A 26,104-nucleotide genomic window follows, 5' to 3' on the forward strand; every position below is an offset into this window, starting at 1 on the left:
GGATCCGGCATCGTCCGGATCCGGTTACGCAATGGCGTGACCGGTCACCCCATGCTGCGAACCAACATGGAAAGGGGGAACAGCGAGAAACGACTTCACTGGCAATCGATCACGAGCGAGTCGATCCAGGCAGGTCAGCGGCAGTTGCCATCCCGCGATCAAGTTTCGTCGTGTGAAGTCGAACCGGCCGGCGAAGCCGTTCGTCGACGCGAAGGGAAATTGAAGCTGTTTCGACCAGCGCACGATCGGCCTTACGCCGTCGCTGTATGCCTTTACGCATGCACAAGTCCGGGTGCCCAATGCCGGCCGTCATGGACTGTCGAACAACAGCACGCTCGAAGCAACTCGATCGCTCGGGCGGCTCGAAGGCATGCTGACTGATCCGGTCTAAGCAGGCACGTCGATAGATGGAGAATTTGGATCGCCGGCGAGCTTCTCTCATCGATCCTGGCCCAATTCCAAAGAGAATTAATAGGACACGAAATGGATGGGCCATACCGAAATTAGTACACGTACCAAATACAAGGTCAGGCAACACAAATAACATTGCTCCGCAAAACAAGCGGTTGATTCAGATCTCAACACCGACACCTCAAAACACTGCGCTATACGAGCCGTCGTGGCAGGCCACGCGTAGCCAACCAGTTTCGTGTGGGTGAGCAGCCAAGAATCATCAAAATGCCAAGATCACGTTACTCGAGACCCAGCTCGCCCCGGGTTTGATCGAGCATCGACGTGCTGTGACCGCGCCTTGCTGGAGGTAGGTGACTCCGCACAAATATGGTCGCCCTCGAACAATACGGAACGGACAAACCAATCAAGTACAGGATGCCAGCTACTTGCCATGACACTCATCAAATTCAGCCTGATACTTCTGGCGTCGACCTTGCCGCTCAGTGCATTGGCAAAATGTACCGCCGTAACGACGGACGGCCGCGACTACTATATCGTCAAGGTACGAGGGTTCGAGCCTCCGCCGTTCAGTCCGGGTGACATCCCGATCGGCGGCGTCATTTATGAAGCGCAAGCCACTGGGCTGACGTTTACCAATGCGGTCTATCCATGGAGCCCTCAATACAAGTGCCCTGAAGGCATGCTCACCTATAACAACGGCGTTGGCACACTAGGCCCCAACAATGTCTATCCGACAGGCATCCCGAATGTCGGGATCCGAATCATTGACTATGCGAAGCGCCCCTTTCCATTCAGAGAAGGTTCCTGGGTCAGCTACGATGGGTACTGGAACACGAACTACGCTCCGACGATTCAATTGATCAAGACGGGAAACGTCACGGAAGGCGGAGTATTGAACGGCGCATACGCTCGCTATCAAAACACGAATGCCTCTGGCCAGATTCTTGTCGAGTACCAATATTCCAAGCCCGTCCTCGTCACCCCCAAGGTTCCGACCTGCACCGTCACGACGCCGCGCATCCCCGTCCGGATGGGGTCGACACTCGCCACGACCACCTTCAAGGGAGTCGGCACGACCGCGCCACCGTTGAACTTTTCGATCGGCCTTTCCTGCTCCGGAGGCGATACCGGAACGGCGGCCAACGCGTACGTCACACTGACCGATACCACCAAGCCCGGCAATCGATCCACGACACTTTCGCTATCGTCGGATTCGGATGCGGCCGGCGTCGGCATTCAGATCCTGAAGGATGACGTCGTACTCGGCTACGGCCCCGACTCCTCTGCCCTCGACAACCCGAATCGATGGTGGGCCGGCCGCGTGAAGCAAGGCGAGGCGGGCATGGTCATCCCGCTTCAGGCGCGTTACGTACAAACCGAGCAACGCATCAGGGCAGGTATCGCGAATGCCAATGCGTCGTTTACGATGAGCTATCAGTAGAACGGAACGGCCGTCAGACAATGGCGCGTTGTCGTGCGATCGATGACACGACAACTGCGCTCACCCGCATCCTCCGACTGAAGACGATCACTCACATCCCGGCACCGGCAGCCGAGTTCGGCACTGTCACTCTCCATTGACGGTACGGTGACCCCGTACCATGCCAACCGGATATGCGCCACGCCCACTTGCCGGTATCGCCCCGTCACTTCCCCGCGTCGCGCTCGCACAAGTACCGAGCGCCGGACAGTCGTTGCGCGACGTCAAGGCCGCCCGCCCGAAATTGCCAGCACCGACGACACCCGATCTCGCAATTTCGGGGCAAAGCGATGCACCCGTTCCCACGTCGGCAGTCAGCCCGCGCATCGCGGTCAACTCATTCGACATCGACGGCAACCACTCGATCGACGCCGCGCAATTGCGTGCATTGCTGACCGACCTGGTCGACCGCAATCTCGACTTCGCCGCATTGAAAGAGGCCGCCGACCGGATCACCGCCTGTTACCTCGAACGCGGCCACGTCTTCGCGCACGCGTACCTGCCGCGGCAGGAGATCACGGCGACGGCGCTGACCCCGCGCTATGGCATGCCGGTCTCCACCGGCGCGCTGGCGCGCTGGAACTTCGGCGAGATCTCGAACGTGACGGCGCAGAACGTCAACGTCGCGACCAACGGCGTCGCGTACATCGGCGGCAGCATCAGCAAGTCGTTCTCGAGCGGCACCATCTCCGGCGGCCGCGATTCGAACCTCGGCGGGCTGGCCCGCGTCAACCTCGATCGCATCGAGCGTTCGACGACGGAGAGCAGCATCGCGTTCACGAGCGGCTATGACCAGACCTACGGCGCGCTTGCCCGTATCAATTACGGGACGCTGAACGGTAATCGCGCGAGCGGGAACGAAAGCGGCGTGGCGCTCGCGGGAAGCAACCTCGGTGTTCTGAAGGACTAAGCGCCGAGATAAACAGGACCGGCGTTGTGCGATACGACGCCGGCCCTCGTCGCCACCATTACGGTATATCGAAACAGGCACCGCCTGCCCCCGGGTCATCGACATCGATACGGCCTTGTTTGATCGAGCGATCGACTTCGGCGCCCACTCAATCGTCAAATCCTTTTAAAGATCAATCCATTGCGGTCGGTTTAAAACATCCATTAATCAATTTTCGTACTAGTAAATCCTCCATCAAAAAATAACTCGTACACGTCCTAAAGACCAATTCCCCCCCAAAAAATATCATTGATTCCGCTCTGACAAGAGTTAATCCCATTCCCGAATCAACGGAGAAAATCGTGACTTTCAGCAAGCACATCCTGGCACTCACCGCCATCGCAGCAACGTTCGCAGCCGGTTCCGCCATGGCGGCCGACGGCACCATCTCGTTCACCGGCAAGATCACGGCAGCATCGTGCTCGATCACGGGCGGCTCCGGCGCCAACGTGTCGGGCGGCAAGGGCGATCAAAACATCGCCGTCAACCTCGGCACCGTGAGCTCGGACTCGATCCCCGACGCGGAAAGCACCAACATCGCGGCAGGCACGTCGATCAACCTGAATCTCGACTGCGGCAACACCGCGCAAGACCTGACCACGGTCAAGGTCAAGTTCGACCCGATGTCGGGTTCGGGCGTCGACGCCAAGAACAACATGCTGCTGAAGGTTACGGGCGGCGCGGAAGGCGTCGGCATCGGCATGTACGACACCAGCAACAAGCTGTTGAACCTGGCGGCCAACGAGACGTTCGACGCACCGCTGGTCAAGGGCGGCACGGCTGAAGCACCGGTCTACACCGCATCGCTGAACATGCGTGCCGGTTACGTCAAGAACGGCGCCACGTTCAAGTCGGGCGCCGCGAACGGCACGCTGCCGTTCACGCTGACCTACGAGTAAATCCCTCCATCCGGTGGCGGCGCGGTGTGTTGCCCGCCACCCTTCACGCTCCAATCAAACATGAAGAGATCGATCATCGCCGCACTGATCGCGGCTGGCTCGCTTTTGTCTGCTTCGATGCCGTCCCATGCCGGCATTTCCCTGTCCGCTACGCGCGTTGTCTATGCACAGAAGGACAAGGAAGGTGCGGTGACGGTCAAGAATCAGTCCAGCGACGACGTGATGATTCAGTCGTGGCTGGAAAGTCAGAGCGACAAGCAGGACGACCTGCCGTTCGCCATCACGCCTTCGCTCAGTCGCCTCAATGGCGGCAAACAACAGATCCTGCGCATCTTCTACGCCGGGCAGGGCCTGCCGGTCGACCGGGAGTCCGTGTTCTGGCTAAACGTTCAGGAAATCCCGCAAAAGGCGAAGGACGACAACACGCTGCAGATCGCGGTACGACAGCGCATCAAGCTGTTCTACCGCCCCACCGAGCTGGCCGGGAAGCCCGCAGAGGCAGCGAAACAGCTCCAGTGGCGCTGGACTGTCGAAGGCGGGAAAACACAGCTCGAAGCGGTCAACGACAGCCCGTACTTCGTGTCGCTGGCCAAGGCGAGCGTGCATATCGGTACACGAACTTACGCGGTCACCACCGAAATGGTCCCGCCAAAATCGAGCAAACGCATGGCGATCAAGGAATTTTCCGGCCACGCGCCGGCATCGGGCACCCGGGTTGAATTCGATTCGATCAACGACTTCGGTGCCTCCGACAGCAATCAAGCGGAAATCGCCAGATAGCAGCCGATCGGAATCGGCGTCACCCGGCAATCCAAATGTTCAATACGTTGTACTAATTTAATAGGGCGAGCATTTCTGAGGGCTTGGCAGAGTAGGAAAGGCACGCATTCTGGGCATGAATACTACCGTTAAGAAAATCGTCGAAGCCTGCCGGGAAGCTTCCTGCCTGATGGCGATCGGGATGCTGGTCGCCCCCGCCGCCTCGCAAGCAGCAGAGTTCAATGATCAGTTCCTGAAGAAAGGCGATGCGCCAGTCGAGCTCAAGTATTTCGAGCGTGGCAGCGCCGTACCGCCGGGCACCTATGACGTCGACGTATCGCTGAATCAGCGCCGCGCCACGCGGCGCTCCATCGTCTTTACTGCCGATGCATCGGGTGAAGTGCGGCCGGTCATCACGTTCGGCCTGATCCGCGATCTGGGCGTCGACATCACACGCCTCGAGCGCGAAGGCAAACTCGAAACCGGCCTCGCAGACAACACGCCGCTCGATCTCGGCAAAATCGCCGATGGCGGCTCGGCGAGCTTTGACGTAGGCACGCTCGCGCTCGACATCAGTCTCCCGCAAGCGTATGTGCCCGGCGAGGCACGCGGTTACGTCGATCCGTCGCTGTGGGACGATGGCGTTACCGCGGCGTACACCAACTACCAGGCCAACTTCAGCCACGACACCGACACCGGCTACCGCAGCGACTATTACTACCTCGGGTTGCGCAACGGTATCAACATCGCCGGCTGGCGCCTGCGCAACGAATCGTCGCTGACGGGCCGCAATGGTTCGCCCACCCGCTTCACGGCGAATCGCAGCTACGTCGAACGCGATCTGCGCGGCATCAAGGGCACGTTGTCGGCGGGCGAGGTGTATTCGTCCGGTGAAATCTTCGACAGCGTCCGCTTCCTCGGCGTCCAGGTCAACTCGGATACCGGCATGCTGCCCGACAACGAAGTCGGTTATGCCCCGGTCGTGCGCGGCATCGCGCAGAGCAACGCGGTGGTCGAGGTTCGCCAGAACGGCTACGTGATCTACTCGACCACGGTTACGCCGGGCGCGTTCGAATTCAAGGACATCTATCCGAGCGGCTCGAACGGCGACCTCGAAATCAAGATCATCGAGGCCGACGGCAGCATTCGCACATATCGGCAGGCATATTCGTACCTGCCGGTGATGATTCGCCGCGGCTCGATGCGCTACGCATTCTCCGCCGGCCAGTATCGCGGCTACGGCCAGGCGCGCCCGACATTCGCGCAAGGCACGCTGGTCTATGGCGTCTCCGACAACCTGACCGGCTATGGCGGCCTGCTCGGCGCGCAAAACTATGCGGCCGTCGCGCTTGGCATCGGCTACAACTCGCGATTCGGCGGTATGTCGTTCGACATCACGCACAGCCAGTCGAACGCACCCGGCCGCAAATCGAGCGGCCAGAGTTTCCGGTTCCTCTTTTCGAAAACGCTGAAGTCGACCGACACGACGTTCACGATGGTCGGCTATCGCTACTCGACCGATGGCTATCGCACATTCAGCCAGCACGTCGACGACGTCGACCAGCGGCAAGGCATGGGCCTGAGCCGGCAGAAAAGCCGGATCGACCTGAACATCAACCAGTCGCTCGGTCGGCAAGGGTCGCTGTACGCGAGCATCGGCGAGACGAGCTACTGGAACCGCGGCGGCACGAGCCGCAACATCCAGCTCGGCTACAGCGGCGCGCTGAAGAATCTCAGCTACAGCGTCGCGGTGGCGCGCACGATGGAAAGCGGGCCGTTCGGGCAATCCAACACGCAGTTCACCGCGTCGCTCAGCATTCCGATCGGCGGCGGCGTCCGTTCGCATCGCGCATTCGCGAACGCCGTCACGTCGACACAGGGCGATACGAGCGTCCAGGCAGGCGTGACCGGCTTCCTGAACGACAGCAACACCGTGAACTACTCGGTCCAGGCGGACTATCGCAAGGACATCGGCGGATCGGGCGGCGTCGGCCTCGGCTGGGACACGCCGACGACCAAGCTGAGTTCCAACTACAACCAGTCGGGCCACAGCCGCCACGTCGACGTCGGTGCCACCGGCTCGATCGTCGCGCATCGCGGCGGCATCACGCTCGGCCAGCCTGTCGGCGAAACGTTCGCTATCGCGGAAGTGCCTGGCGTGCGCGGCGCGCAGTTCTCGTCATCGTCGAGCGTCAGCACCGATCGGCGCGGCTACGCGGTGCTGCCGTACATGCAGCCGTACCGCTACAACTGGGTCAGCATCGATACGGCGAGCCTCGGGGCCGACACGGATCTGATCGACAACTCGAAGCCGGTGGTTCCGACCCGCGGCGCAATCGTCAAGACCCGCTTCTCGGCAGAAACGGGCCGGCGCATCCAGTTCGACGTCACCACGAGCGAGGGCGGCCAAGTGCCGTTCGGTGCCACGGCCTACGACGAGAACGGCAAGGTGCTCGGCATGGTCGACAACGCGTCGCGCGTGCTGGTGTTCGGCGTCAAGGATCAAGGGCGCCTGTCGATCCAGTGGAGTCAAGGCAAATGCGAGGGCGACTATGCATTGCCGCCGCGAAACACCGTGCAATCGTACGAGCGTGTTTCGATGAGTTGCCGGATGGCAGGACGCTGATTGCTGCCGAATCGGCCTGAGCGACGGAGCAATCCGGCGCTGACAATCACATGGAACATTTGTTAGGAAATCATCATGCGTCAATTCATCCTGGCAGCGGCCCTGTTCGGCGCGGCCGTCTCTCCGGCAATGAGTGCCTCCAGCAGCTGCTACATCACGGACGATAATACCGGAATCAACCTCGGCCAGAAGCCCGTTGTCTATACAATAAACGGCTACGCAACCCCCGAGTTCAATCCGTCGGTTCCTGCAGGCACGGTTCTCGACTCACGAGAAATCAGCGTAGCAGGTGGAAACTATACAGCGTGGTGCAGCGTCAAGAATGTGCTCAACGGTCGACTGGGCGCCACGGCCGAACCGGTGTACAACACGTATCCGACCACGGTCGCGGGTGTGGGAGTACGCATCCGCTTTGCATCCTCCGCCTCGTGGTGGCCGTCCTCCTTCAACGCCAGCCTCCCGTGGATCAAGATAGCCGCAGAGCCGCTCGTCGTCGAATTCGTCAAGACCGGCCCCATTACGAGCCAGGGCCGACTCCAGGGAGAAATCGGCGGAACCTGGATCCAGGATGGCGCATTTCAGTTCATTTCGTATCGCATCAACGGCTCGATCTCCATCACGCCGAAGGTACCCACTTGCTCGGTCGCAACGAAGAAAATCGACGTTCAGCTCAGCCCGTCCGGCAACGGCTTCACGACACGCGACTTCAACGGCGTTGGCAGCACCACGCCCGAGCGGGATTTCAGCATCAAGCTGGATTGCGCCGGAGGAGACGACGGCACGTCGACGAATGCTTATGTCACGCTCACGGATAACTCGAATCCCGGCAACCTGTCGAACGAGCTGTCACTTTCGCCAGATTCCGATGCATCGGGGTTCGCGGTCCAGGTATTGAAGAACGGTGCGGTGTTGAGCTTCGGTCCCGACTCCAGTGCTGCCGGGAACCCGAATCAATGGAAAGCCGGTAACATTCCGCAAGGCATGGGAAGCTTCACCATTCCGCTGACAGCACGGTACATCCAGACTGCAGCCAAAGTGAAGGGCGGTATCGCCAACGCGGTCGCGACGTTCACGATGAGCTATCAGTAACGATCGACACGGTTGTGCCGCAGTCTCCCTTCCGAGCAGACGCTCCGTGTCTCGGAAACAGTACGGCTCACGCCCATGCATCGTTACGGCACGATGTCAGTGCCCTCCTTCCGCGCCCCAACCCAAACCGCCGCCTCCGCTCGGAGGCGGCGACACTTCTCAAGCTGCTGCGAGCACATCAGCGATCCGCTGACGCATCAGTCCTGAAGCCGTGACAGCGCACGGTCGATTGCGTCCTGGAAAGCGGGCCAAAGATCGTTCAGCGCCACTGCGCCGCTTTCGATTACCGCAGCTTCCACTTGCGCACACGCATCACGCGCTTCGGTGTCTCCAGCCAACGCAAACCCGCCGCGCATCGAATGCAGTTCGACTTTCATCGAATCGACATCGTTGCTCAACCGAGCCATGGCTAGCGCGGACATCGATTCCAGCGTCGCCATGCACAATGTCCGCCGGATCTCTTCGGTCACGACCGAACCTGCCTGCGCCTCGCACGAATCGCGCCCGGTCGCGTTTCGCGCGACAGCAGCATCGCTATGCCGTCGCAACACTGCGTCGAGCACGTCAATCGATAGCGGTTTGAGCACCACCTCGGCCACACCGACCTGCAGGCAGCGGTGCCGATCTTCATCAGTCGCATGCGCGGTCATTGCGATCACCGGCACCTTCGCCCCCTGCTCACGCAGGAAATTCGCCAGCGCGAAGCCGTCGAGCTGCGGCATGCTCAGATCGGTCAGCACGATGTCGAACGGCTGCTCGAAGTACGCACGCATCGCTTCGACACCGTTCTCGACGATCGTTGCGTCGTAGCCGAGCGCGTCGAGCTGGTCCCGCAGCAGCGCGCGACTCGCCGGGTGATCTTCCGCCACCAGCACGTGCAGCGGCGGCACGTCATCGCGCGGATGCGGCGCCTGCCCGGCGTACGTCGCGTCCGGCTCGCATTCGACGCCCCGCCAGCCGGCCGGTGCATCGGACAGCGGCAGCGTTGCCACGAACGTCGAACCGTCGCCCACCCGGCTCTCGACCGTCAGTTCACCTTGCATCAATCGCGCGATGCGGCGGCACAGCGGCAGCCCCAGCCCGGTGCCGCCGAATCGGCGATAGATCGATGCATCAGCCTGCATGTAAACATCGAACAGCGTCGGCAATGCGTCATCGGGAATCCCCACGCCGGTATCGCGCACGGCGATCTCGACACAGCCGGCGCCCTTGCCGCTGCGCGCGAGCCGTGCGTCGATCGTGATCGCGCCGCGCTCCGTGAACTTGATCGCATTGCCGACGAGGTTCGACACGAGCTGGCGCAAGCGCGTCGGATCGCCGACGTACCCGTCGGCCAGTTCAGCCGCGGCATGGCACTCGAGCGCCAGTCCCTTCGCTTCGGCGAGCGGCCGGAAGATCGCCGCGACGTCCTGCAGCACGCGCCGCAGGTCGAACGGGATGTGCTCCAGCGCCATCTGGTTCGATTCCACCTTCGACAGGTCGAGCACGTCGTTGATCACGTGCAGCAGCGTATCCGACGACGACACGATCGTCTTCAGGCGGCGCCGCTCGACCGCCGGCAGTTCCGCCCGCTCCATCAGCTCCAGGTTGCCGACGATCGCGTTGAGCGGCGTGCGGATTTCGTGGCTCATCGTCGCGAGGAAAGTCGATTTCGCCTTGTTCGCGTCGTCCGCGGCCACGCGCGCTTCGCGCAGCTTGTCTTCGGTCAGCTTGCGGGCCGTCACGTCGGTGAGCGTGCAGAGCAGCACGTCGACACCACGGAACTTGGTACGGACGACATGCGCCGCGAGATAGAGCGTCTCCTGCCCGGCGTGCTCGACCGCCAACTCCTGCTGCATGACGAAGTGCCGGTCGCTCGCGCCAGCCGGCTGCCGTTCGCGATACGCCTGCCAGATGCGGTTGCCGAGCGGCAGCCCCGTTACGCCTTTGTCGTACGCGAGCGCGGCGTCGTTGCGCACCATCGTGTCGCCGTCGGCCGCCGACAGCAGCAGCAAGCCGGCTGGGGCCGTGCGAATCAAGGTGCGGTTGAATGCCTCGCTCTCGATCAACCGGATTGCACGCCGATTTGCGGGGCGCAGCGCGCGGCGATCGAATGTCAGGATTGCGATCCACAGCATCGCAATCGCGAACAGCGCGGACGCGAGCGTGATGCCGATATCGACAGCGGTCGCTCTCGCCACGCTGCGCCACGAAAACGTCGTCATCACGGTCAGGCGGGAATCGGGCACCGCGTCGCTGATGAGGAACCGCGTGCCGACCCGTCGCACGACGACCTGCCCACCCGATGAAGCGCGCGTGCCGTTCATCGCGCGTTCGATCATCGCAGGATCGCGCTGCCGCCCGAAAACGATCCTGCCGCGTGCGTCCACCACCGCCACGTCCTCGTCGTCGGACTGCGGCGACATGATGTCGTCGAGACGGAACAAGCCGTTGAACACGAACCAGCCGAACGGACGACCGTCCGCATCGTCGAGCCGGCGCGCGAATCGCACGACGCTCCGCCCGATGATCGGATCGTAGCGACGATCGAGCATGAACGTGCGGCCCTGCATGGCCGGCTTCTGCGTCGACGCGCCGGTCGGCATCAACTTCGCGATCAGCGCCGGCAAGTCGGTATCGGACGGCAGCGTCTGCGCGCGCGCGACAATCCCCGCCCCAATGACACCGAGAAACGGGCCATCGAGCCCGAACAGGTAGCCGCCGATCGGCTCGGCGTTCGCCGGGCGTACCGGATAACGCGATTGCGGGTCGATTTGCCCGAGCATGGCGCCGAGATAGCGTGCATAGGACTCGGCCGGATGATTCGGCGTAATCTCGGCCACCGCGAAGAACGGCTTCCAGCCGGTTACATTGCTCGCGACCAGCCTGCCGTGTGCCGCCGCGAACGTCTCGAGCGCCTCCGGCGACGGCAGCGCGCCCTGGTTCCAGAGCTGCTCCGTCCGCGAGCCGAACGTCATCAGCGCCCGGTCCGCGGCCTGCAGGTTCCCGTAGAACTCCGCCTCGCGCTGCAGAAACGTCGACTGCGCGCGCCCCAGGCTGTCATGCACGTCGAGCCGGATGACCAGCGCCGCGCAAATGACGACGAACGCCGTGACCGCGCCGCCGCCACCATACAGCAACACCCGCTGCTGCCGCCGAACGCGCCTCGGGTCGAATGGCTTGCGGCCCATCGCCGCCGCGTGCGCGATCAGTCGTTTCAGTTTTGCAGGCATGGATCGTGATCGGCGGCGCCGGACGGGAAAGTCATACTCGGGATGCGCGCGTTCGGCACGCCGCACGGCCGGATCGTCCGCCTTCGCGCGATGCCTCCGGCGTGGCCACGTTCATTGCGCCGGCTATTCGCCGGCGGCCGGCGCATCGGGCGCCGCAGCATCGGCCAGGTTGCCGTCGCTCGCATAGCGGATCAGGTCGGCGTCGCGCACGATGCCGAGCTTCTTCATCGCGCTGGTTTTCTGCGAACTGATCGTCTGCTTGCTGCGGTGGAGCTGTGTGGCAATCTCGCCGACCGTATAGCCGGCGCCGAACAGCCGCACCACCTCGATCTCGCGGGTCGTCAGCGGGCGGCTTGTCTCCGACGTGCCCGCCGACTCCAGCAGCTGCTTGATATGCGGAGACAGGTAATTGGCGCCGACGTATGCCGCGTGCACCGCGCCGACGAGGTGGGAAATCGCATCCGACTTACTGAGAATGCAGCCGACGCCCTGCTTGCGGATCGCATGCAGCACGCTGGGGTTGTCGATCATCGTGATCGTCACGAGCTTCAGCGCCGGGTAGCGACGCTGCAGGAACGACAGCAGCACGAGCCCGTCACCGAACTTGCCGCCGGGCATCACGTAGTCGACCACCAGCACGTCGCTCGGCTTCTCGTCGAGCGCCGCCACGAGATCGGTCGAATTGGACACGGAACCGACGAGCCGGATCGTGCTGCTGTCGGCAAGCGCCTGTGACATCCCGATCGCGGCTGATGGGTGGTCATCGGCCACCATCACACGCACAAAGAATTCATCCATCGTCCCATTTCTCCCCGAGGCTTTTGATCGCGCACTCACCGACAGCCGCAGGATGCGGGCAACCGTTCCGGTTCCGTTCCATCCAGCCGACAGGCCGTCGATTCGACCCGTCGCATTCGACCCATCGGAGAATGCAAGCGCGACTCGATTTTAAGATAAAACGTGGGTAAGACCGTAAGCATTGGCCGACAGGCAGAGGCAGACCGTATGTCGGGTCGCCCTGCGCCATGCCCAGCATGGGCGCGCCGGCCGAACGTGAGCAGGCGTTGCCGATCGGCATGCCCTTCCGGGCCGGCGCCACGCATGTGTACGAGACACGCGCCGACGCATGTAGTGGCTTCCCGGAACGCAGCGCCGGGCTAGCCCCGTCCCGCTCCCTATCCCATCGCAACCACTCGCGCAGCAGCGAGCCTGCCGCGCATCGACCGCTTGCCGGCATCCGGATCGTCGTTATGGTCGGTGGACACCTTCGCCCGATTCGCCCCGTTCCTCGAGCGTCTGCTTCCATTCGGTGATCGCGCGCCGCTTCTGCATCGGCGACATGATCAGGAATTCGTTCATCCTGCCGAGAAAATCCCGTCTGGATTTCTCGGGAAGCGTGGCGAAATCGAGCAACATTACGAAGACTTTCACCATGTAGCGCACGGTCTTCCCCTCTTCTCACCTGATTGATCTACGCCGCTGTAGCCCGTGCGACGCGCTGCCTTCCATCCGTCGGACCTCGTCGGGCCCGCCCACGACCATCGACACGCGTTCATGCCGTGCCACCGTGTGCGAAGCGCGCGACGTCCTGTTCTTGTGTCCCGACTCCCCGCTCCGGCGCACCACGCCGTCGAGCGATGCCTGCCAGCACGCCGCGCAGGTGCGCGAGCGTCACCGGTTTCGTCAGCACGCTGTCGATTCCCGCATCCGCATACTGCCGCCGGTCGGCGGGCGCGACATGCGACGTGACGACCACCACGTCGCAACCCGTGCCGAGATCGCGCACGGCGTTCGCCAGCGCGCAGACCGACATGTCCGGCAGGCCGGCGTCCACCAGCAGCACGTGCCACGCTCCGGTGGCCAGCAGGTCGAGCGCCGCTTCGGCCGACCCGGCCGTCTGCACCTCGCAGCCCAGCACGTCAAACTGCTCCCGCAACAGGGTGCTGGTGACGGAATCGATGCCGGCGAGCACTACACGCCATGCGCCCGGACGAGCGGCTTCTTCCACGTGCGTGCTCGCCGGCCGTTGCGCGGCAAGGCCGCCGGTGTCGGCCATCGCTTGCGCGAGCGCGGCCTTGAAGCCACTCAGCGCATAACTCGACACGCGTATCGTCCTGCCCGCCCGATAGGCTCGCGGCGGGCCGTCCGGCGTGGCGAGCACGACCGGGCACGCGTCGCCCAGGCTGTCGAGTTCCGCGCGCGACCAGGCGTCCGAATCGCCGAACAGGACGATCGCGGCAGCCCGCGCACGACGGTCAGCCGGGATCAGCGCCGGGCGCTCGTAACCGTCGACGTCAAAGCCCCATGCACGCAGATGCGGCAACGCGAAGCGCTGCCATTCCGTGCGCCCGACGACGATCACCGGCGCACGCGCGCCGCGCGCGGAATGCGCGTCGAGCGGCACGATCGCCACCCCGAGCGGCACCGTCAACGTGAAGCGGCTGCCGGTGCCCGGCACGCTCGCCACGTCGATCCGCCCGCCCATCGCGACCGCGAGGCGATCGCACAGGGCAAGCCCGAGCCCGGTGCCGCCGTAGCGGCGCGTGATCGACGCATCGACCTGCGAGAACGCCTTGAACAGCTTGTGCCGATCGGCGCCCGCGATGCCGATGCCGGTGTCCTCGACAGCGATCGACAGCTCGGCGTCGCCGCATCCGGCCGACGCAACCGACACGCGCACCAAGACGTGCCCGCTGGCGGTGAATTTGATCGCGTTGCTCAGCAGGTTGCCGAGCACTTGCCCGAGCCGGGTCGGGTCGCCGCGCATCCGCTGCGCGTCGCTCGCGTCGATTTCGCAGAACAGCGACAGCCCCTTCGCCTTCGCGACCGGCGCGAAGGCGCCGAGCGTGCGCTCGATCACGCCGATCACGTCGAACTCGATCGCTTCGACGGTCATCGCCCCCGCTTCGATCTTCGAGAAATCGAGGATGTCGCTGACGAGGCCGAGCAGCCCGGAAGCGGCCGCCCGCAGCGTCTGCACGCGGCCGTGCTGTGACGCATCCAGCGCGGAGCGGTCGAGCAGTTCGAGATTGCCGAGGATCACGTTGAGCGGCGTGCGGATCTCGTGCGTGATCGCCGCCAAGAACGACGACTTGGCCGCGTTCGCCGAATCGGCCGCGCGCACCGCTTCCTCGAGTTGCTGAACGAGTTGCCGCCGAGCGGTGACGTCCGCGACCGCGACGATCAGCACGTCGATCTCCTGGTAGCGCGCGCCGCTGGCACTCACCTCGAGATGCAGCGGCGCCGCGCCGGCATCCGCATCGGCCAGCACGAAATCGGTCTGCAGCGTGCCGCCGGCCGCGCCGCCTTCGATGAACGCGTCGTAGCGCGCCACCGCCTGCGCGGACAGCGCGCGATAGTCGCTGCCGAGCCGCGCGAGCATCTCGGCCAGCGCGGGGCTGACGAGCATGAAGTGCCCATCGGCGCGCGAGATCAGGCCGAGCCCGATCGGCGCCGTCTCGATCACGCTGCGGCACAGCGCTTCGCTGTCGAACACGCGCTGCGAGCGCGCATAGACGGACGCGAACACCCGGCGATGGAAGCGCACGAGCAGGATCCACATGATCGCGATGGTGAGCAGCGACGCGCCGAGCAGCAGGCTCGCTCGCCACGCGACGTTCGCGACGACGTCCGTCCACGGCAACGCATACGCGAGCGTCCAGCCCGTTGCATCGAGGGTGCCGTGGAAAATCACGAAGCCGTCGCGAAACGCAGCTTGCTCCGGCTTCGTGCGATCGCGCGACGGATCGAGCGCCAGCAGGCGGCCGGTGCGTGCCTCGTCGCCGGCCACGCCGGCGCTCGCCGCGACGAGGCGGTTGTCGCCGGTCGTCACGAAGAACACGCCGTCGACCGGATGCTCGAGCTGCCACGACAGCAGGTGCTCGGGCGCATATTCGGTGACGAGCACCGCGAACGGCTCGCCGTCGACTTGCGCCTGCGCGGCGAGCCGGATGCGCGCGGCGCCCGACACCGGATCGATGAACGGCGGCAGCCACCGCACGTGCGGGCGACCGGGGGGGCCGACCGTCTGCGCCGGGTCTGTGCCGAAATCGATCCGCAGCGCGTCCATCACGCGCGCGCGGCCTTCCTGCGTCGCGAGCACGCCGCCGCCGGCGCCCGAATCCGGCACGAGCCCGAGCAGGCTGGTGCGCGTGCTGTAGTGATAGCCGACGAGCGTCTGCCCGCGATTGATCGAACTCGCCGCGCAGATGCGCGCCAGCAGCACCGACAGCGACAGGTAGCGGGCCACCTCGGTGCGGTCGGCAGGCTGCTCCGATACGCCGAACACGACGGACGGATAAGGCTTGATCGCGGTGCGCTCGCCCGCTTCATAGAACGCGTCGACCACCTCGTCGGGCACCGGCCCGGTTTCGCGCCAGATCAGCTGTGCATTGGTCACGCCGTTGCGGAACGACGTCTCGCTCACCTTGATCTCGTTGAGCGTCTGCACCATGCCCGTCAGGAAATTGTGCCGCTCACCATCGAGATAACCGTACACGATCGAACCCATCCCGAGCGCACAGGCGATCAGGATCAGGATCGTGACGACGATCCCGCCGCCGAACACCGAGATGTTCTGATAGCGACGGATGGATTGGAGCGGACTGTTTGGCATGTCGCAATGCGACGACGCCGGACACCGGCATGCGTGCTGATCCGGGTCCGGCTTCGTGCACGAATGTGGCTGAGAACGATTGGAATGCCGCGATCATGCCAAACGGTTGGCCCAAAATCAGTCGGGAATGAAAGGTTTAGTACATGTCCAATATGATCGGAAATCAGATTTGAACTTGAACGATATTTGCGCGCCGATCACGACCGGTGAGGGTCAGAACGACAGGCGTGCCGACCCGATCGGTGGCACATGAAAGCAAGCGGGGCGGACACCGTCTTGCCGGTGCCCGCCCCGCTTCGGAAAAAACAGAAAAGCGGCCGCGCAACGCAGCCGCCTGGCTCGCTCAGTTCTGCGTGAGCGGATTCAGCGTCGTGCACAGGAAGCCCGTGCAGTTCTTCGGCGTGAAATAGAACGACGCCATCGCGAGCGGCGGCGTGGTGCCGAGCGCCATGTCGCTCAGGTACGCGCTGCCCTGCCCGCCGAACGTGTTCGACTGCTGGACGAAGCTCGCGCCGGTCGACTGGATCGCGGCCGACTGGTACGTGAAGGTCGGCGACTGCGTCTGGTCCTTCACGTAGACCCACGAGATTGCCGCGCCGAACGCCATCGCGCCCTTCGCGCGATACCCCTTCGCCCCTTCGCTGTTGGCCTGCGCGATGAAGTCGCTGACGGTCGACGCCGGCGCCAGCGCGTCGTACGTATAGGTCGCGCTCGACGCGTTGTTCTTCATGTAGATGTTCGCCTGCACCGATGCCACCACGATCGGCCCCAGGAACCAGTAGCCCGACTGGCCCTGGCCGTTCGCCTGCGTGAGGAACGCATTCGTGTCGGCCGGCAAGCTGGTCGTCGTGTACGTGTACGTGGCCGACGAGCCGCCGTCCTTGCGATAGAGATCGCCGTACGTGAGCGGCCCTTCGTAGCGGTAGCCGCTCGACCCTTGCGCGTTGGCCGTGTTGACGAACGACGTCAGGTCGGCCGGGGCGTTCTGCAGCTGGTACGTGTAGGTCTGCGCGGTGCCGTCGTTCACGAAGATCGATTGCGTCCCGCCGTTGCTCGCGCTGTAGTAATAGTCGCCCAGATAGCGGTAGCCCTTCGCGCCTTCATTGTTGACCAGCGTCAGGAAGCTCGCCTTGTCGGCCGCGACGGGTTGCGCCTCGTAACGCCACGTCAGCGTGCCGCCGCCCGAGCCACCGGAACCGCCCGAACCGCCCGAACCACCGCTGCCGCCGCTTCCCGTCCCGCCCGAGCCCGTGCCGCCGGTTCCACCGGTGCCGCCGTTGTTGCTCGTGCCCGATCCACCGGACGCCGCGGGCGAGGAGTCGTCGCCGCCGCAAGCGGTCAGCGCGAGACAGGTCAATGCGATCAGGGCAACGGCTTTCATCGGGATCACCTCGGTGCAAAAAGGACGAACGAAGCCGGCACGCGCGGATCACGCCGCGCGCACGGACAGTCAAGCATCACGAATCAGGAATCGGCCGGCGGCGCACCGCCGGCCCGTGGACGTCAGTTGACCTGGAGCTGGCCACCGCGGCCGAGGCCGCCCTTGACGTCCTGCGCCTTGTAGCTGCGCAGCGCGACGACCATCTTGTTCCACGCATCGATGAACGCAACGACCGTCGCCTTGCCTTCCGGCGTCGTCGAGAAACCGGCGAGCCCACCACCTACGCCGCCGCCGAAGCCGCCCAGCGCCGCGCCGTAGTTCGTCGCCGTCGAGCTGCCTTCCGACGCCGCGATCTGCACCGCCGAGCGCACGTCGAACAGCGTCAGCGTCACGACCGACGCCTTCGTCTGCAGATGGCCCGCTACCGCGGCCACCGCGCTGTTGCCGATCAGCCCGCCGATCATGCTGCCGATGCCGCCGATCGGCGAATCGTTGATGACGATCTGCGGTTCCATGTAATAGTCGGCCGCGACACGCTGGCCCTTCTGCTGCTTCGAGCCCGCGCGGTACTCGCCCGAGTTGCGCTGCAACTGCGTGATGCGCGACAGGCGCGCGTCGCTCTTCTGGTTGCCGATCGACGTGATCACGAAGCAGTTCGACTGCTGCACCGCCAGGCGCAGCAGCGGGTCGATGCTCGTCACCTTGGTCGCGCTGCCGAACGGGCCCCACCAGTCGGCGTTGCGGCCGTCATCGACGGCGATCGTGCCGAGCGGCGACGTGCAGCGCTGCAGCTGTGAATCGGCGCCGGCGCTCGCGCCGCCCGCGGCGGCACCGGTCACGCCCGCGTTCTGGCCGCCGGGCGTCACCACGCCGCCGCAGCCTGCCACGGACGCGCAAAGCGCTGCCACCAGCGCACCTTGAGTGAGACGTTGGGAAAGGATGGTCTTCATGTCGTTGTCGATCGATTTAGAGTCGTTGTTCGGCTTATGTGTTCGTGCGAACTTCGATAAGCCCCCCGGCTGGCGCGCGATGGTGGTCTCCCCGCTGCTGCCCCCGTTGCTTCAGGCCCGGTCAGTAGTACCAGTACGTCTGCTGCCAGACGCCGTAGTACGGATAGCCCGAGTACCAGTAGCCGTAATAGCGATCACGCCATTCCGTGCGCCATTTCCAGTCTTCTTCGTCTTCCTTCTTGGCCTTGCGCGCCAGATCGAGCAGCTTCTTCGACTCCTTGTCGCCGCGGCCGGCCGCGATCGACAGCCACTTCTCCGCTTCGCGCGCATCGGAGCCCATTTCCTCGAGGCCGAACAGGTAGAAACTGCCGAGCGCCTTCTGCGCCTGCAGGTCGCCACGCTCGGCGGCCTCGCGCATCCACTTGAGTGCCTGGTAGCTGTCCTGGCGCACGCCGTCACCGCGGAAATAGCGCAGGCCGAGGTCGTAGGCGGCCTTCGGCTGGGTCTTCGCGGTCTGCTTCAGCGCAGCGATGCGCGGGCTTTCCTGGTCTTCCGAATCGTCCCTCTTTTGATAGGAGACCTGATCTTTAGGACGGTCGGAACAGCCGGTGTCGTCGCAGATCCGCACCGTGTTGCTGGTGAGGGACGGATCCTGCGCGCACGCGGCCAATAGCAACAGCAGCCCCGATGCGATCAAACGGCGGTACATTGTTACTTTCCTCAGGTTTTATTGGCGCCGCAATTCTTCGAGCTATCCCACCCCCGCGAGCTCGTACCCGGCGGCGTGCGGCGCAACGGATACAATCCGCCGACGCCGACACGCACTCCAAGGCTCTCTCAGGTTCTCTCTTCGAATCGTTCCGTCACTGCTTCCTTGCGGTCGCTTTTCGATGTTCCGGCGGTGGCCGGCATCGATCTCCAAACATGACGCGACAAACAATAGTGACGTGGTGAGCAATAATAATGAAGAAAAATGGCATGTCAAGGTCATTCGCTTTTTCAAAGCTTGCATGACGCGTCAGTTTTGATATGCTCACCCTCGCCAAAAACCCCTGGAGACCCCATCGAGATGCCCAACAGCGAGCAGGCCAACGTCGATCTGATCACCGCCAACAAGGTGCGCGACCTACTGAACCGGAACGGGATTCCGCCGCGAAGTCACAACACGACGATCGCGAACGTGCTCGGCCTGAGCTTCTCGGTCGTCACGCGCAAGATGAAAGGCCTGATCCCGTGGAACCTGTCGCAGTTGCAGGACATCGCGACGCACTTCGGCGTGCCGCCCGCGATCCTGCTCGACGACAAGGGCACGCAGCCGCCCGCCGCCGAGATGATCGACGCGACGCTCGTGATCGAGTCGCGGCGCTTTCGCTGCCGCGCCGCGATCTCGACCAAGGCCAGCAGCCAGAGCGAAACGGATTTCGTCGCGCTGCAGTGGCAGGGCGAATGGCTGATCACCGAGCGTCAGCACGCGCGCGAGGGCCGCACGTATCCGGTCGACGTCATCGAGTTGCGCTCGGCCCAGCCGAACGTGTATGCGGCGCGCATCGCCGTGGTGGACGATTCGCAGGATGTCGCCGAAACGGTATGTGAATATTTCATCGAGAAAGGCGTGAACGCGATTCCGTACTTCGACGGCGCGGCGTTCCGCAAGGCACTGGAGGTCGAGGATTTCGACGGCTACATCCTCGACTGGATGCTCGGCGACCAGACCGCCGCCGAACTCGTGCGCGGCATCCGCTCGAGCGAGAACAGCGGCGCGCCGATCTTCCTGCTGACCGGCAAGATCTCGACCGGCGAAGCCAGCGAGGACGAAATCGCGCACATCGTGTCGCACTACAACGCGCGCTGCGAGGAAAAGCCGGTGCGCCTGCCGATCCTGTTCGCCGAAGTGGCGCGCGAACTGAAGATCACGCTGCCGGCCACGGCCGCCGCGAACTGAGACCACAACGACACATCACCACCGCACGACCGAGGGCAACCCATGCGAATCTCGACCATCTGGACCAAGCGCCTGCTGACGGCCTGCCTGCTCGGCATGGCCGCCGCGGCCTGGGCCGCTTCGTCGTTTACGTTCACCGTCGACGGCAAGATCGACAAGCACAACCAGCAGGGCAAGACGGCGTACGTGTTTTCCGAGCAGGCGCTGATGGCGCTGCCGCAGCACACGATCGTCACGTCGACGAGCTGGACGCCGAAGGCGGCCTTCACCGGCCCGCGCCTGTCCGACATCCTGAAGACCGTCGGCGCGCACGGCACGCAGATCGAGTTCCGCTGCATCGACGAGTACACGTTCACGATTCCGGTGTCCGACGCCGATCGCTACGGCGTGATCCTCGCACGGACGATGAACGGCAAGGTGCTCGGCAACGACAACTACGGCCCGCTGTGGATCATGTACCCGCGCGACCAGTATCCCGATGAACTGAAGACGCCGCTCGGCGAAGCCAAGTTCGCGTGGCAGATCATCGGCCTGACGGTGAAATGAAACGCCGGCGATGGAAAAATAGAAAAATCATCCTGGTCCTCGGCGCGCTGTGGATCATGGGGTTCGCCGCGTGGGCGTTCCTGCTGTGGGACCTCCTCGCCACCTCGGTCAACGAGGGCGTGCTCGAAGGGCCGCGCGAAGGCGTGTTCTGGACCGCCGCGCAATACCGCAACGTCTATACGCGGTTCGACCGGCAATTGATCCTCTACGCGACGCACCAGGACGACGACTTCAATCACGTGCAGATGCAGCTCGACAGCCTGTCGGTGTCGTTCGGCTTTCTGCAGCGGCCGTCGGAAGTATCCGAATACTGGCTGCGCATCCCGCGCGCGTGCAACGAGATCGACGCGCTCGGCGAATTCATGACGCGCCTGAAGCGCGAAGTGCCGTTGCTGCGCGATTCGCCGAAAAGCGCGCAGCAGGTCATCGACGAAGTCAATGCGTACTGGCCGAAGGTCAACGGCCTCGCGAACTATTTCCGCGCGATCGAGATGGCACAGCGCGACTTCACGTTCCATCAGCTGAAGGAGAAGCAGCGCGCGATCCTGATCCTCGGCATCGTGCTCGGCGTGATCCTGTGCGCGCTGTTCCTGCTGCTGTTCTATACGATGCGCACGCGTGACGACCTGCTCGAGCGGCAGGACGCGGCGCTCGACGCGGAACGCAAGGCGTCCGACCGCGCGTTCGAAATGATCGAGGCGAAGAACGCGTTCCTCGGGATGGTCAGCCACGAGTTGCGCACGCCGCTGCAGGCGATCTGCGGTTCGGTCGAGATCCTGCTCGCGCGCCCGCAGTCGGAGGCGAACCTGAAGACGATCCGGCGGCTGCAGAATTCCGCGCTGTCGCTCGAGGCGCTCGTCAAGGATCTGACCGACTACATCAAGCTGCGCTCGACGAAGCGCCTCGCCGAGCGGGAAACCGTCGGCATGGCGTCGCTGCTCGCCGAGGTGCTCGATCCATTGCGCGAGAAGATCGCGGCCAAGCGGATCGCGATCGCGCAGCAGGTCGAGCCGCACGACCTCACGATCCGTTCGGATCGCAAGCTGCTGCGCCAGGTGCTGTCGAACCTGATCGAGAACTCGGTCAAGTACACGCTCGGCGGGTCGATCGACGTGTCGATCACGCTCGCCGACGCGCCGGCCGGCCCGCAATTGAAGATCGCGGTGCGCGACACGGGCGCCGGCATCGCGAAGCCGCACCTGTCGAAGATCTTCGAGCCGTTCTATCGCGCGAACGACGCGGTCGGGCTGCATGTGGACGGGATCGGCATGGGGCTCGCCGTCGTGCGCGAAATCGTGACGACGCTGCGCGGGCATGTGGACGTGCGCAGCGTCGTGGGCGAAGGCAGCGAGTTCGTCGTGACGCTGCCGGCCGAAGTGCCGGGCATCGACACCGCCGGCCACGCGGCCGGCGACGCGCTCGCGCTGCCGCACGCATCCGTGCACCGCGACCGGCGCGCGCTGGTGGTCGACGACGACGACAACGCGCGCGAAACGCTCGGTGCGATGCTGTCGGCGCTCGGCATCGACGCCGATCTGTGCGGCACCGGGCAGGAAGGCGTCGCGCGCTTCGGCACGGGCCATTACGACATCGTCGTGATCGATCTCGAGCTGCCGGACTTGAGCGGCTTCGAAGTCGCGCGGCGCATTCGTACAGTCGCGGTACCCGACGACGACGGCCGGCATCCGGCGATCCTCGGTGTCAGCGCATATGAATCGGCCGCGCTGCGCGAAAACAAGCAGGTGTTCGACGCATTCCTGCCGAAGCCCGTCCACCTGCGCGAACTCGGCACGCTCGTCGAGAAGCTGCTCGCCTGAGCCGGTGTGCCGGCGATGCGCCGCTTGTTGCCGCTTGTTGCCGCTTACTCGCCGATCAGGTGCAGCACGATATCGCGGCGGTGCGCCGCGCGGCGATGCTCGAACAGGTAGATCCCCTGCCACGTGCCGAGCACCATGCGCCCCTGCTCGACCGGGATCGACAATTGCACCTGCGTGAGCGCCGTGCGCAGATGCGCCGGCATGTCGTCGCTGCCTTCGGTGTCGTGCTCGTAGCGCGTGGCGTCCTCGGGCGCGAGCGTCGCGAAGTAGCGCTCGATGTCGCGCTGCACCGACGCATCGGCATTCTCCTGGATCAGCAGCGATGCCGAGGTATGGCGACAGAACACGGTGAGCAGGCCGGTGCTGATGGCCTGCTGGTCGACGAACGCGCGCACCTGCGACGTGAATTCGACGAGGCCGCTGCCGCGCGTGTCGATGCCGATATGCGTGATCGCCTGTTGCATCGTCGTGACCTCAGGCCAGCGCAGCGAAGCCGTCGGCTTCGATCTGCTTCGCGTCGGCGGGGCGCACGACGCGCGCGACTTCGACACCATCGCGCAGGAACACCAGGGTGGGCCACAGCTTCACGCCGAACGAGCGGCCGAGCGGGCGGCCCGGGCCATCCTCGATCTTCAGGTGCCGCACGGCAGGATGCGCGGAAAACGACGCGACGATCGCCGGTTGCGCGCCTGCGCAAATCCCGCACCAGTTCGCGCCGAATTCGATGACGGTCGGGCCGCCCAGTGCGTCGACTTCCGCGCGCGTCGGCGCGTTGGCGGTGTAGCGTTGCTCGGTATCCATCGGGCCCTCGTGTGCGTTGGCGGAACAGGCCGCGCGTGCCCGTGTGACGCGGCGGGCGCGGCCTGCGATCTCCTACTGTAGCGGAAAAGCGCGCGCGATGCCGGGCGGTCCTGCCCGACGCAAATGCCGTTCCTGCCGCTGCTGGAATGACACGACAAGATTCGGAGCGCCACGCCGTCGCGACAGGATCAGCATGCGGACTGATCCCTCAACGAAGGCACCGATCATGAACGCTCCGCATTGCGTCACCGAACCGAACATCCTCTATTTCGGCACGCCCGTCGTGCTGGTCAGCACGCTGAACGAAGACGGCACGGCCAATCTCGCGCCGATCTCGTCCGCGTTCTGGCTCGGCTGGCGCGGCGTGATCGGCATCGCCGCCAGTTCACAGACCACCCGCAACCTGCTGCGCACCGGCGAATGCGTGCTGAACCTGCCGTCGTCGGCACAGGCGCACGCGGTCGACCGGATCGCGCGCACGACGGGCACCTGCCCGGTGCCGGACGGCAAGCGCGCGAAGGGCTACGTGTACGAACCCGACAAATTCGGCACGGCCGGGCTCACCGAGGCGGCGTCGCAAACCGTCGCGCCGCCGCGTGCGCTCGAATGCCCGGTGCATATGGAAGCGGTCGTCGCGGCCACGCATGGGATCGGCGAGGAAACGCCCGACGTGCGCGGCCACATCCGCGTGTTCGAGTTGCGCATCCAGCGCGTGCACGTGCATCCCGACCTGCTGATGGATGGGCATGCGGACCGCATCGATCCGGACAAGTGGTCGCCGCTGATCATGAGCTTCCAGAAATTTTACGGCCTGACGCCGCATCAGGTGCATGCCTCGCGGCTCGCCGAGATTCCCGAGCGCGCATATCGCAGCCCGGACATCGAGCGCTCGCGTGATGCGGCCGTGCCGGCCGGCGCGGGGCGGTAGTGGCGTGGAGCGCGATGGCCGGCACGTTGGGGCAACGACCGCGTATGCCTGAGCCGCATCCTTGCCGCCGGACGATAGCCCGGCGCTGGCGTGGCGCACGGCCGGCGCCCGTGTGCCGGCCGGTGCGCAAAGGCCGATCGGATAAGATACGGCCGGCCAAGCTCATTGGCCCCTGACCGAACCGACGGAGTGTTTTCAGTGATTCAACCGACCCCAGTATTCAAGGACAACCTCGCGCAACTGCCGGCCATCGACGGCGTCGCGCGCATCGATCTCGTCGGCGCGAACGGCGACGTGGTCGCGACCATCGAGAACCAGCCGGGCAAGCAAGGCTCGCTCGCGGTGTACCACTACCTGAAGCAGGCATTCGGCACGCTCGACGCAAAAGCCGCCGAGCACGGCCTCGCGGTGTTCGCCGAACATACGGCCGACGCACGCAACCGCCCGGGCGCGCATCCGAACGTCGATCGCCTGCTGGCCATCGTCGACGGCGGCGAAGCGCTGAGGATCGACGTCGTCGCGAAGGGTTGAGCCGACAGTGACACGCGGGTGCGCTGCCGGCCGGTTCGCGCGATCGTGATACGCGGGTGCAAACCCGAGATCATCGCGCCCGTCCCCCTTTCCCCGGAGACCACCTAAGTGTCCCGTTTCGTTACGTTGCCGTTTGCCCGCCGTCTTGCGTCGAGCGTGTCGATCTTGTCGATCGCAGCCGTCGCATGTGCCGCGCTCGGCAGCACGGCGTCGGCCGACACGCTGCGTACAACCTCCGATATCGCCGGTGCGTCGCTGGTGCCGCGCGGCGTGCTGCCGCCCTCGCCGGAGAACGGTTCGCTAGACTCGTTCTGCACGCAATACCGCGCGAAGACGACCACCGCGGCCGGCCGTGAAGTCGCGAAGCGCAACTGGATCGTGACTTCAGAAGCACCGCTCGGCCGCTACACGGTCGTCACGTTCGCGAGCGGATTCAGTGCCGGCACGAGCGCAATCTGTTTCGCGCGCAACGGCAACGTCGGCGTGTTCGACGGCACGACGCTCGTCGCGCTCGGCTACACGGCGCGCAAGGCGGGCTGGCAACTCGGCACGGCCGATCGGCTGGAAAACGGCGCGCTGCTGATCTGGGGCGGCGACGGCCCGGCGCCGCCCGTCGGCGAGTTGCATGAAGAGAACGGTGGCCTGCGCTTGACCGGCGTCGCGGCTGAAAGCACATACTGCCAGGGCCGCGCGGTCGTGCCCAACGTGTACGGCAAGCCGCTCGACGTCGCGCGCCGCATCCTGACCGCGAAAGGCTGGCAACCGCTGCGCCCGCGCGAGAAACCGGATGCGATGGACGGCGCGGCGACGCTCGCGAAGCACGGCATCATCGAAGCCGAAGCATGTTCGGGCACCGGCATGGGCTATTGCGCGCTGCGCTACCGGAGTGCGGCCGGCGTGCTCGGCGTGACGACGGTCGGCGGCGAGCCGGACAAGCCGTCCGCAAACACCGTGATCGATTATCAGGTGGCTTGCCGCAAGCGTTGAACGATGCGGCGGTCGCGCACGCACGCGCTGCATCGGTGTGTGCCATTGAAGCTGCGTCGGGAACTAACGTGCGCGCCAAAGGCAGCGCACTCGCGTTGACGATCGACCTCGACAACCCGCCAGACCATCGTCCGTTCGTTCGATTGACCGGCCTCGCGCGCCCTCCTAAACTGACCTC

Annotated in this window: 21 protein-coding genes; 12 read left to right on the forward strand and 9 right to left on the reverse strand. The window is 64.6% G+C overall.

The window, feature by feature from the left end; all coding sequences use genetic code 11:
* Positions 1 to 844: 844 nt before the first annotated feature.
* From G3N98_RS06185 to G3N98_RS06210, 6 genes are all read left to right on the forward strand, one after another.
* Positions 845 to 1,855 (forward strand): fimbrial protein, encoded by a 1,011-nt coding sequence (locus tag G3N98_RS06185; RefSeq protein ID WP_206147615.1) that lies wholly within the window; start codon positions 845 to 847, stop codon positions 1,853 to 1,855.
* A 253-nt stretch (positions 1,856 to 2,108) separates the two neighbouring features.
* Entirely contained in the window at positions 2,109 to 2,804 is a 696-nt protein-coding gene (locus tag G3N98_RS06190; protein WP_206147616.1) for a POTRA domain-containing protein, read from the forward strand.
* Positions 2,805 to 3,145: 341 nt separating this feature from the next.
* Positions 3,146 to 3,742, forward strand: coding sequence for a fimbrial protein (locus G3N98_RS06195; RefSeq protein ID WP_346779070.1), 597 nt, complete (start codon positions 3,146 to 3,148; stop codon positions 3,740 to 3,742).
* Between the two features lie 60 nt (positions 3,743 to 3,802).
* Entirely contained in the window at positions 3,803 to 4,522 is a 720-nt protein-coding gene (locus G3N98_RS06200) for a molecular chaperone (RefSeq protein WP_089473975.1), read from the forward strand.
* 115 nt (positions 4,523 to 4,637) lie between these two features.
* Positions 4,638 to 7,127 (forward strand): fimbria/pilus outer membrane usher protein, encoded by a 2,490-nt coding sequence (locus G3N98_RS06205; protein ID WP_206147618.1) that lies wholly within the window; start codon positions 4,638 to 4,640, stop codon positions 7,125 to 7,127.
* Between the two features lie 75 nt (positions 7,128 to 7,202).
* Positions 7,203 to 8,216 carry a fimbrial protein gene (locus G3N98_RS06210; protein ID WP_206147619.1) on the forward strand — a complete coding sequence of 338 codons (1,014 nt, stop codon included), beginning with the start codon at positions 7,203 to 7,205 and terminating at the stop codon, positions 8,214 to 8,216.
* Between the two features lie 197 nt (positions 8,217 to 8,413).
* Here the strand turns inward: G3N98_RS06210 and G3N98_RS06215 are convergent, their stop codons facing one another.
* From G3N98_RS06215 to G3N98_RS06245, 7 genes are all read right to left on the reverse strand, one after another.
* Entirely contained in the window at positions 8,414 to 11,428 is a 3,015-nt protein-coding gene (locus tag G3N98_RS06215) for an ATP-binding protein (protein WP_206147621.1), read from the reverse strand.
* Between the two features lie 123 nt (positions 11,429 to 11,551).
* Positions 11,552 to 12,226, reverse strand: coding sequence for a response regulator (locus tag G3N98_RS06220; protein ID WP_206147622.1), 675 nt, complete (start codon positions 12,224 to 12,226; stop codon positions 11,552 to 11,554).
* Positions 12,227 to 12,676: 450 nt separating this feature from the next.
* A complete protein-coding gene (locus tag G3N98_RS06225) occupies positions 12,677 to 12,862 on the reverse strand; it encodes a hypothetical protein (protein WP_179257699.1) in 186 nt (61 codons plus the stop codon).
* Between the two features lie 118 nt (positions 12,863 to 12,980).
* Positions 12,981 to 16,043: an ATP-binding protein gene (locus G3N98_RS06230; RefSeq protein ID WP_206147624.1), complete on the reverse strand. Its 3,063-nt coding sequence runs from the start codon at positions 16,041 to 16,043 to the stop codon at positions 12,981 to 12,983.
* A gap of 343 nt (positions 16,044 to 16,386) precedes the next feature.
* Positions 16,387 to 17,424 (reverse strand): hypothetical protein, encoded by a 1,038-nt coding sequence (locus G3N98_RS06235; protein WP_206147625.1) that lies wholly within the window; start codon positions 17,422 to 17,424, stop codon positions 16,387 to 16,389.
* Positions 17,425 to 17,546: 122 nt separating this feature from the next.
* Positions 17,547 to 18,374, reverse strand: a complete 828-nt coding sequence (locus G3N98_RS06240) for a hypothetical protein (protein WP_089497903.1) — start codon at positions 18,372 to 18,374, stop codon at positions 17,547 to 17,549.
* Positions 18,375 to 18,495: 121 nt separating this feature from the next.
* Positions 18,496 to 19,083 carry an SEL1-like repeat protein gene (locus tag G3N98_RS06245; protein ID WP_089463341.1) on the reverse strand — a complete coding sequence of 196 codons (588 nt, stop codon included), beginning with the start codon at positions 19,081 to 19,083 and terminating at the stop codon, positions 18,496 to 18,498.
* Positions 19,084 to 19,443: 360 nt separating this feature from the next.
* Between G3N98_RS06245 and G3N98_RS06250 the strand changes: the two genes are divergently transcribed.
* From G3N98_RS06250 to atsR, 3 genes are read left to right on the forward strand one after another with little or no spacing between them, the layout of a single operon-like run.
* Positions 19,444 to 20,316 carry a helix-turn-helix domain-containing protein gene (locus tag G3N98_RS06250; protein ID WP_206147627.1) on the forward strand — a complete coding sequence of 291 codons (873 nt, stop codon included), beginning with the start codon at positions 19,444 to 19,446 and terminating at the stop codon, positions 20,314 to 20,316.
* 42 nt (positions 20,317 to 20,358) lie between these two features.
* A complete protein-coding gene (locus G3N98_RS06255; RefSeq protein WP_206147631.1) occupies positions 20,359 to 20,862 on the forward strand; it encodes a molybdopterin-dependent oxidoreductase in 504 nt (167 codons plus the stop codon).
* Complete coding sequence (gene atsR, locus G3N98_RS06260; protein WP_206147633.1) at positions 20,859 to 22,679, forward strand: hybrid sensor histidine kinase/response regulator AtsR; 1,821 nt, start codon at positions 20,859 to 20,861, stop codon at positions 22,677 to 22,679. Before G3N98_RS06255 ends, atsR begins: the two co-directional genes overlap by 4 nt.
* 44 nt (positions 22,680 to 22,723) lie before the next feature.
* Here the strand turns inward: atsR and G3N98_RS06265 are convergent, their stop codons facing one another.
* Positions 22,724 to 23,143: a secondary thiamine-phosphate synthase enzyme YjbQ gene (locus G3N98_RS06265; protein ID WP_206147634.1), complete on the reverse strand. Its 420-nt coding sequence runs from the start codon at positions 23,141 to 23,143 to the stop codon at positions 22,724 to 22,726.
* A gap of 10 nt (positions 23,144 to 23,153) precedes the next feature.
* Positions 23,154 to 23,480, reverse strand: a complete 327-nt coding sequence (locus G3N98_RS06270) for a thioredoxin family protein (protein WP_039369742.1) — start codon at positions 23,478 to 23,480, stop codon at positions 23,154 to 23,156.
* Between the two features lie 226 nt (positions 23,481 to 23,706).
* Between G3N98_RS06270 and G3N98_RS06275 the strand changes: the two genes are divergently transcribed.
* The 3 genes from G3N98_RS06275 to G3N98_RS06285 all read left to right on the forward strand — a co-directional run bounded on the left by G3N98_RS06275 (position 23,707) and on the right by G3N98_RS06285 (position 25,926).
* Positions 23,707 to 24,408, forward strand: a complete 702-nt coding sequence (locus G3N98_RS06275) for a flavin reductase family protein (RefSeq protein WP_206147635.1) — start codon at positions 23,707 to 23,709, stop codon at positions 24,406 to 24,408.
* Positions 24,409 to 24,606: 198 nt separating this feature from the next.
* Positions 24,607 to 24,939, forward strand: a complete 333-nt coding sequence (locus G3N98_RS06280) for a DUF2322 family protein (RefSeq protein ID WP_089463345.1) — start codon at positions 24,607 to 24,609, stop codon at positions 24,937 to 24,939.
* 108 nt (positions 24,940 to 25,047) lie between these two features.
* The gene (locus tag G3N98_RS06285; RefSeq protein WP_206147636.1) at positions 25,048 to 25,926 is read left to right on the forward strand and encodes a PASTA domain-containing protein; all 879 of its coding nucleotides are present in this window, start codon (positions 25,048 to 25,050) and stop codon (positions 25,924 to 25,926) included.
* Positions 25,927 to 26,104 lie beyond the last annotated feature (178 nt).

The sequence above is a fragment of the Burkholderia sp. Tr-20390 genome (genome assembly GCF_017104595.1).
Lineage (GTDB): Bacteria > Pseudomonadota > Gammaproteobacteria > Burkholderiales > Burkholderiaceae > Burkholderia.

Excerpts from the sequence above, each read along its gene's own strand:
- atsR (WP_206147633.1), top strand. The coding sequence starts at position 20,859 with ATGAAACGCCGGCGATGGAAAAATAGAAAAATCATCCTGGTCCTCGGC.
- G3N98_RS06235 (WP_206147625.1), bottom strand. The coding sequence starts at position 17,424 with ATGAAAGCCGTTGCCCTGATCGCATTGACCTGTCTCGCGCTGACCGCT.
- G3N98_RS06275 (WP_206147635.1), top strand. The coding sequence starts at position 23,707 with ATGAACGCTCCGCATTGCGTCACCGAACCGAACATCCTCTATTTCGGC.
- G3N98_RS06185 (WP_206147615.1), top strand. The coding sequence starts at position 845 with ATGACACTCATCAAATTCAGCCTGATACTTCTGGCGTCGACCTTGCCG.
- G3N98_RS06240 (WP_089497903.1), bottom strand. The coding sequence starts at position 18,374 with ATGAAGACCATCCTTTCCCAACGTCTCACTCAAGGTGCGCTGGTGGCA.
- G3N98_RS06215 (WP_206147621.1), bottom strand. The coding sequence starts at position 11,428 with ATGCCTGCAAAACTGAAACGACTGATCGCGCACGCGGCGGCGATGGGC.
- G3N98_RS06255 (WP_206147631.1), top strand. The coding sequence starts at position 20,359 with ATGCGAATCTCGACCATCTGGACCAAGCGCCTGCTGACGGCCTGCCTG.
- G3N98_RS06250 (WP_206147627.1), top strand. The coding sequence starts at position 19,444 with ATGCCCAACAGCGAGCAGGCCAACGTCGATCTGATCACCGCCAACAAG.
- G3N98_RS06230 (WP_206147624.1), bottom strand. The coding sequence starts at position 16,043 with ATGCCAAACAGTCCGCTCCAATCCATCCGTCGCTATCAGAACATCTCG.
- G3N98_RS06210 (WP_206147619.1), top strand. The coding sequence starts at position 7,203 with ATGCGTCAATTCATCCTGGCAGCGGCCCTGTTCGGCGCGGCCGTCTCT.
- G3N98_RS06265 (WP_206147634.1), bottom strand. The coding sequence starts at position 23,143 with ATGCAACAGGCGATCACGCATATCGGCATCGACACGCGCGGCAGCGGC.
- G3N98_RS06270 (WP_039369742.1), bottom strand. The coding sequence starts at position 23,480 with ATGGATACCGAGCAACGCTACACCGCCAACGCGCCGACGCGCGCGGAA.
- G3N98_RS06225 (WP_179257699.1), bottom strand. The coding sequence starts at position 12,862 with ATGGTGAAAGTCTTCGTAATGTTGCTCGATTTCGCCACGCTTCCCGAG.
- G3N98_RS06245 (WP_089463341.1), bottom strand. The coding sequence starts at position 19,083 with ATGTACCGCCGTTTGATCGCATCGGGGCTGCTGTTGCTATTGGCCGCG.
- G3N98_RS06205 (WP_206147618.1), top strand. The coding sequence starts at position 4,638 with ATGAATACTACCGTTAAGAAAATCGTCGAAGCCTGCCGGGAAGCTTCC.
- G3N98_RS06200 (WP_089473975.1), top strand. The coding sequence starts at position 3,803 with ATGAAGAGATCGATCATCGCCGCACTGATCGCGGCTGGCTCGCTTTTG.
- G3N98_RS06220 (WP_206147622.1), bottom strand. The coding sequence starts at position 12,226 with ATGGATGAATTCTTTGTGCGTGTGATGGTGGCCGATGACCACCCATCA.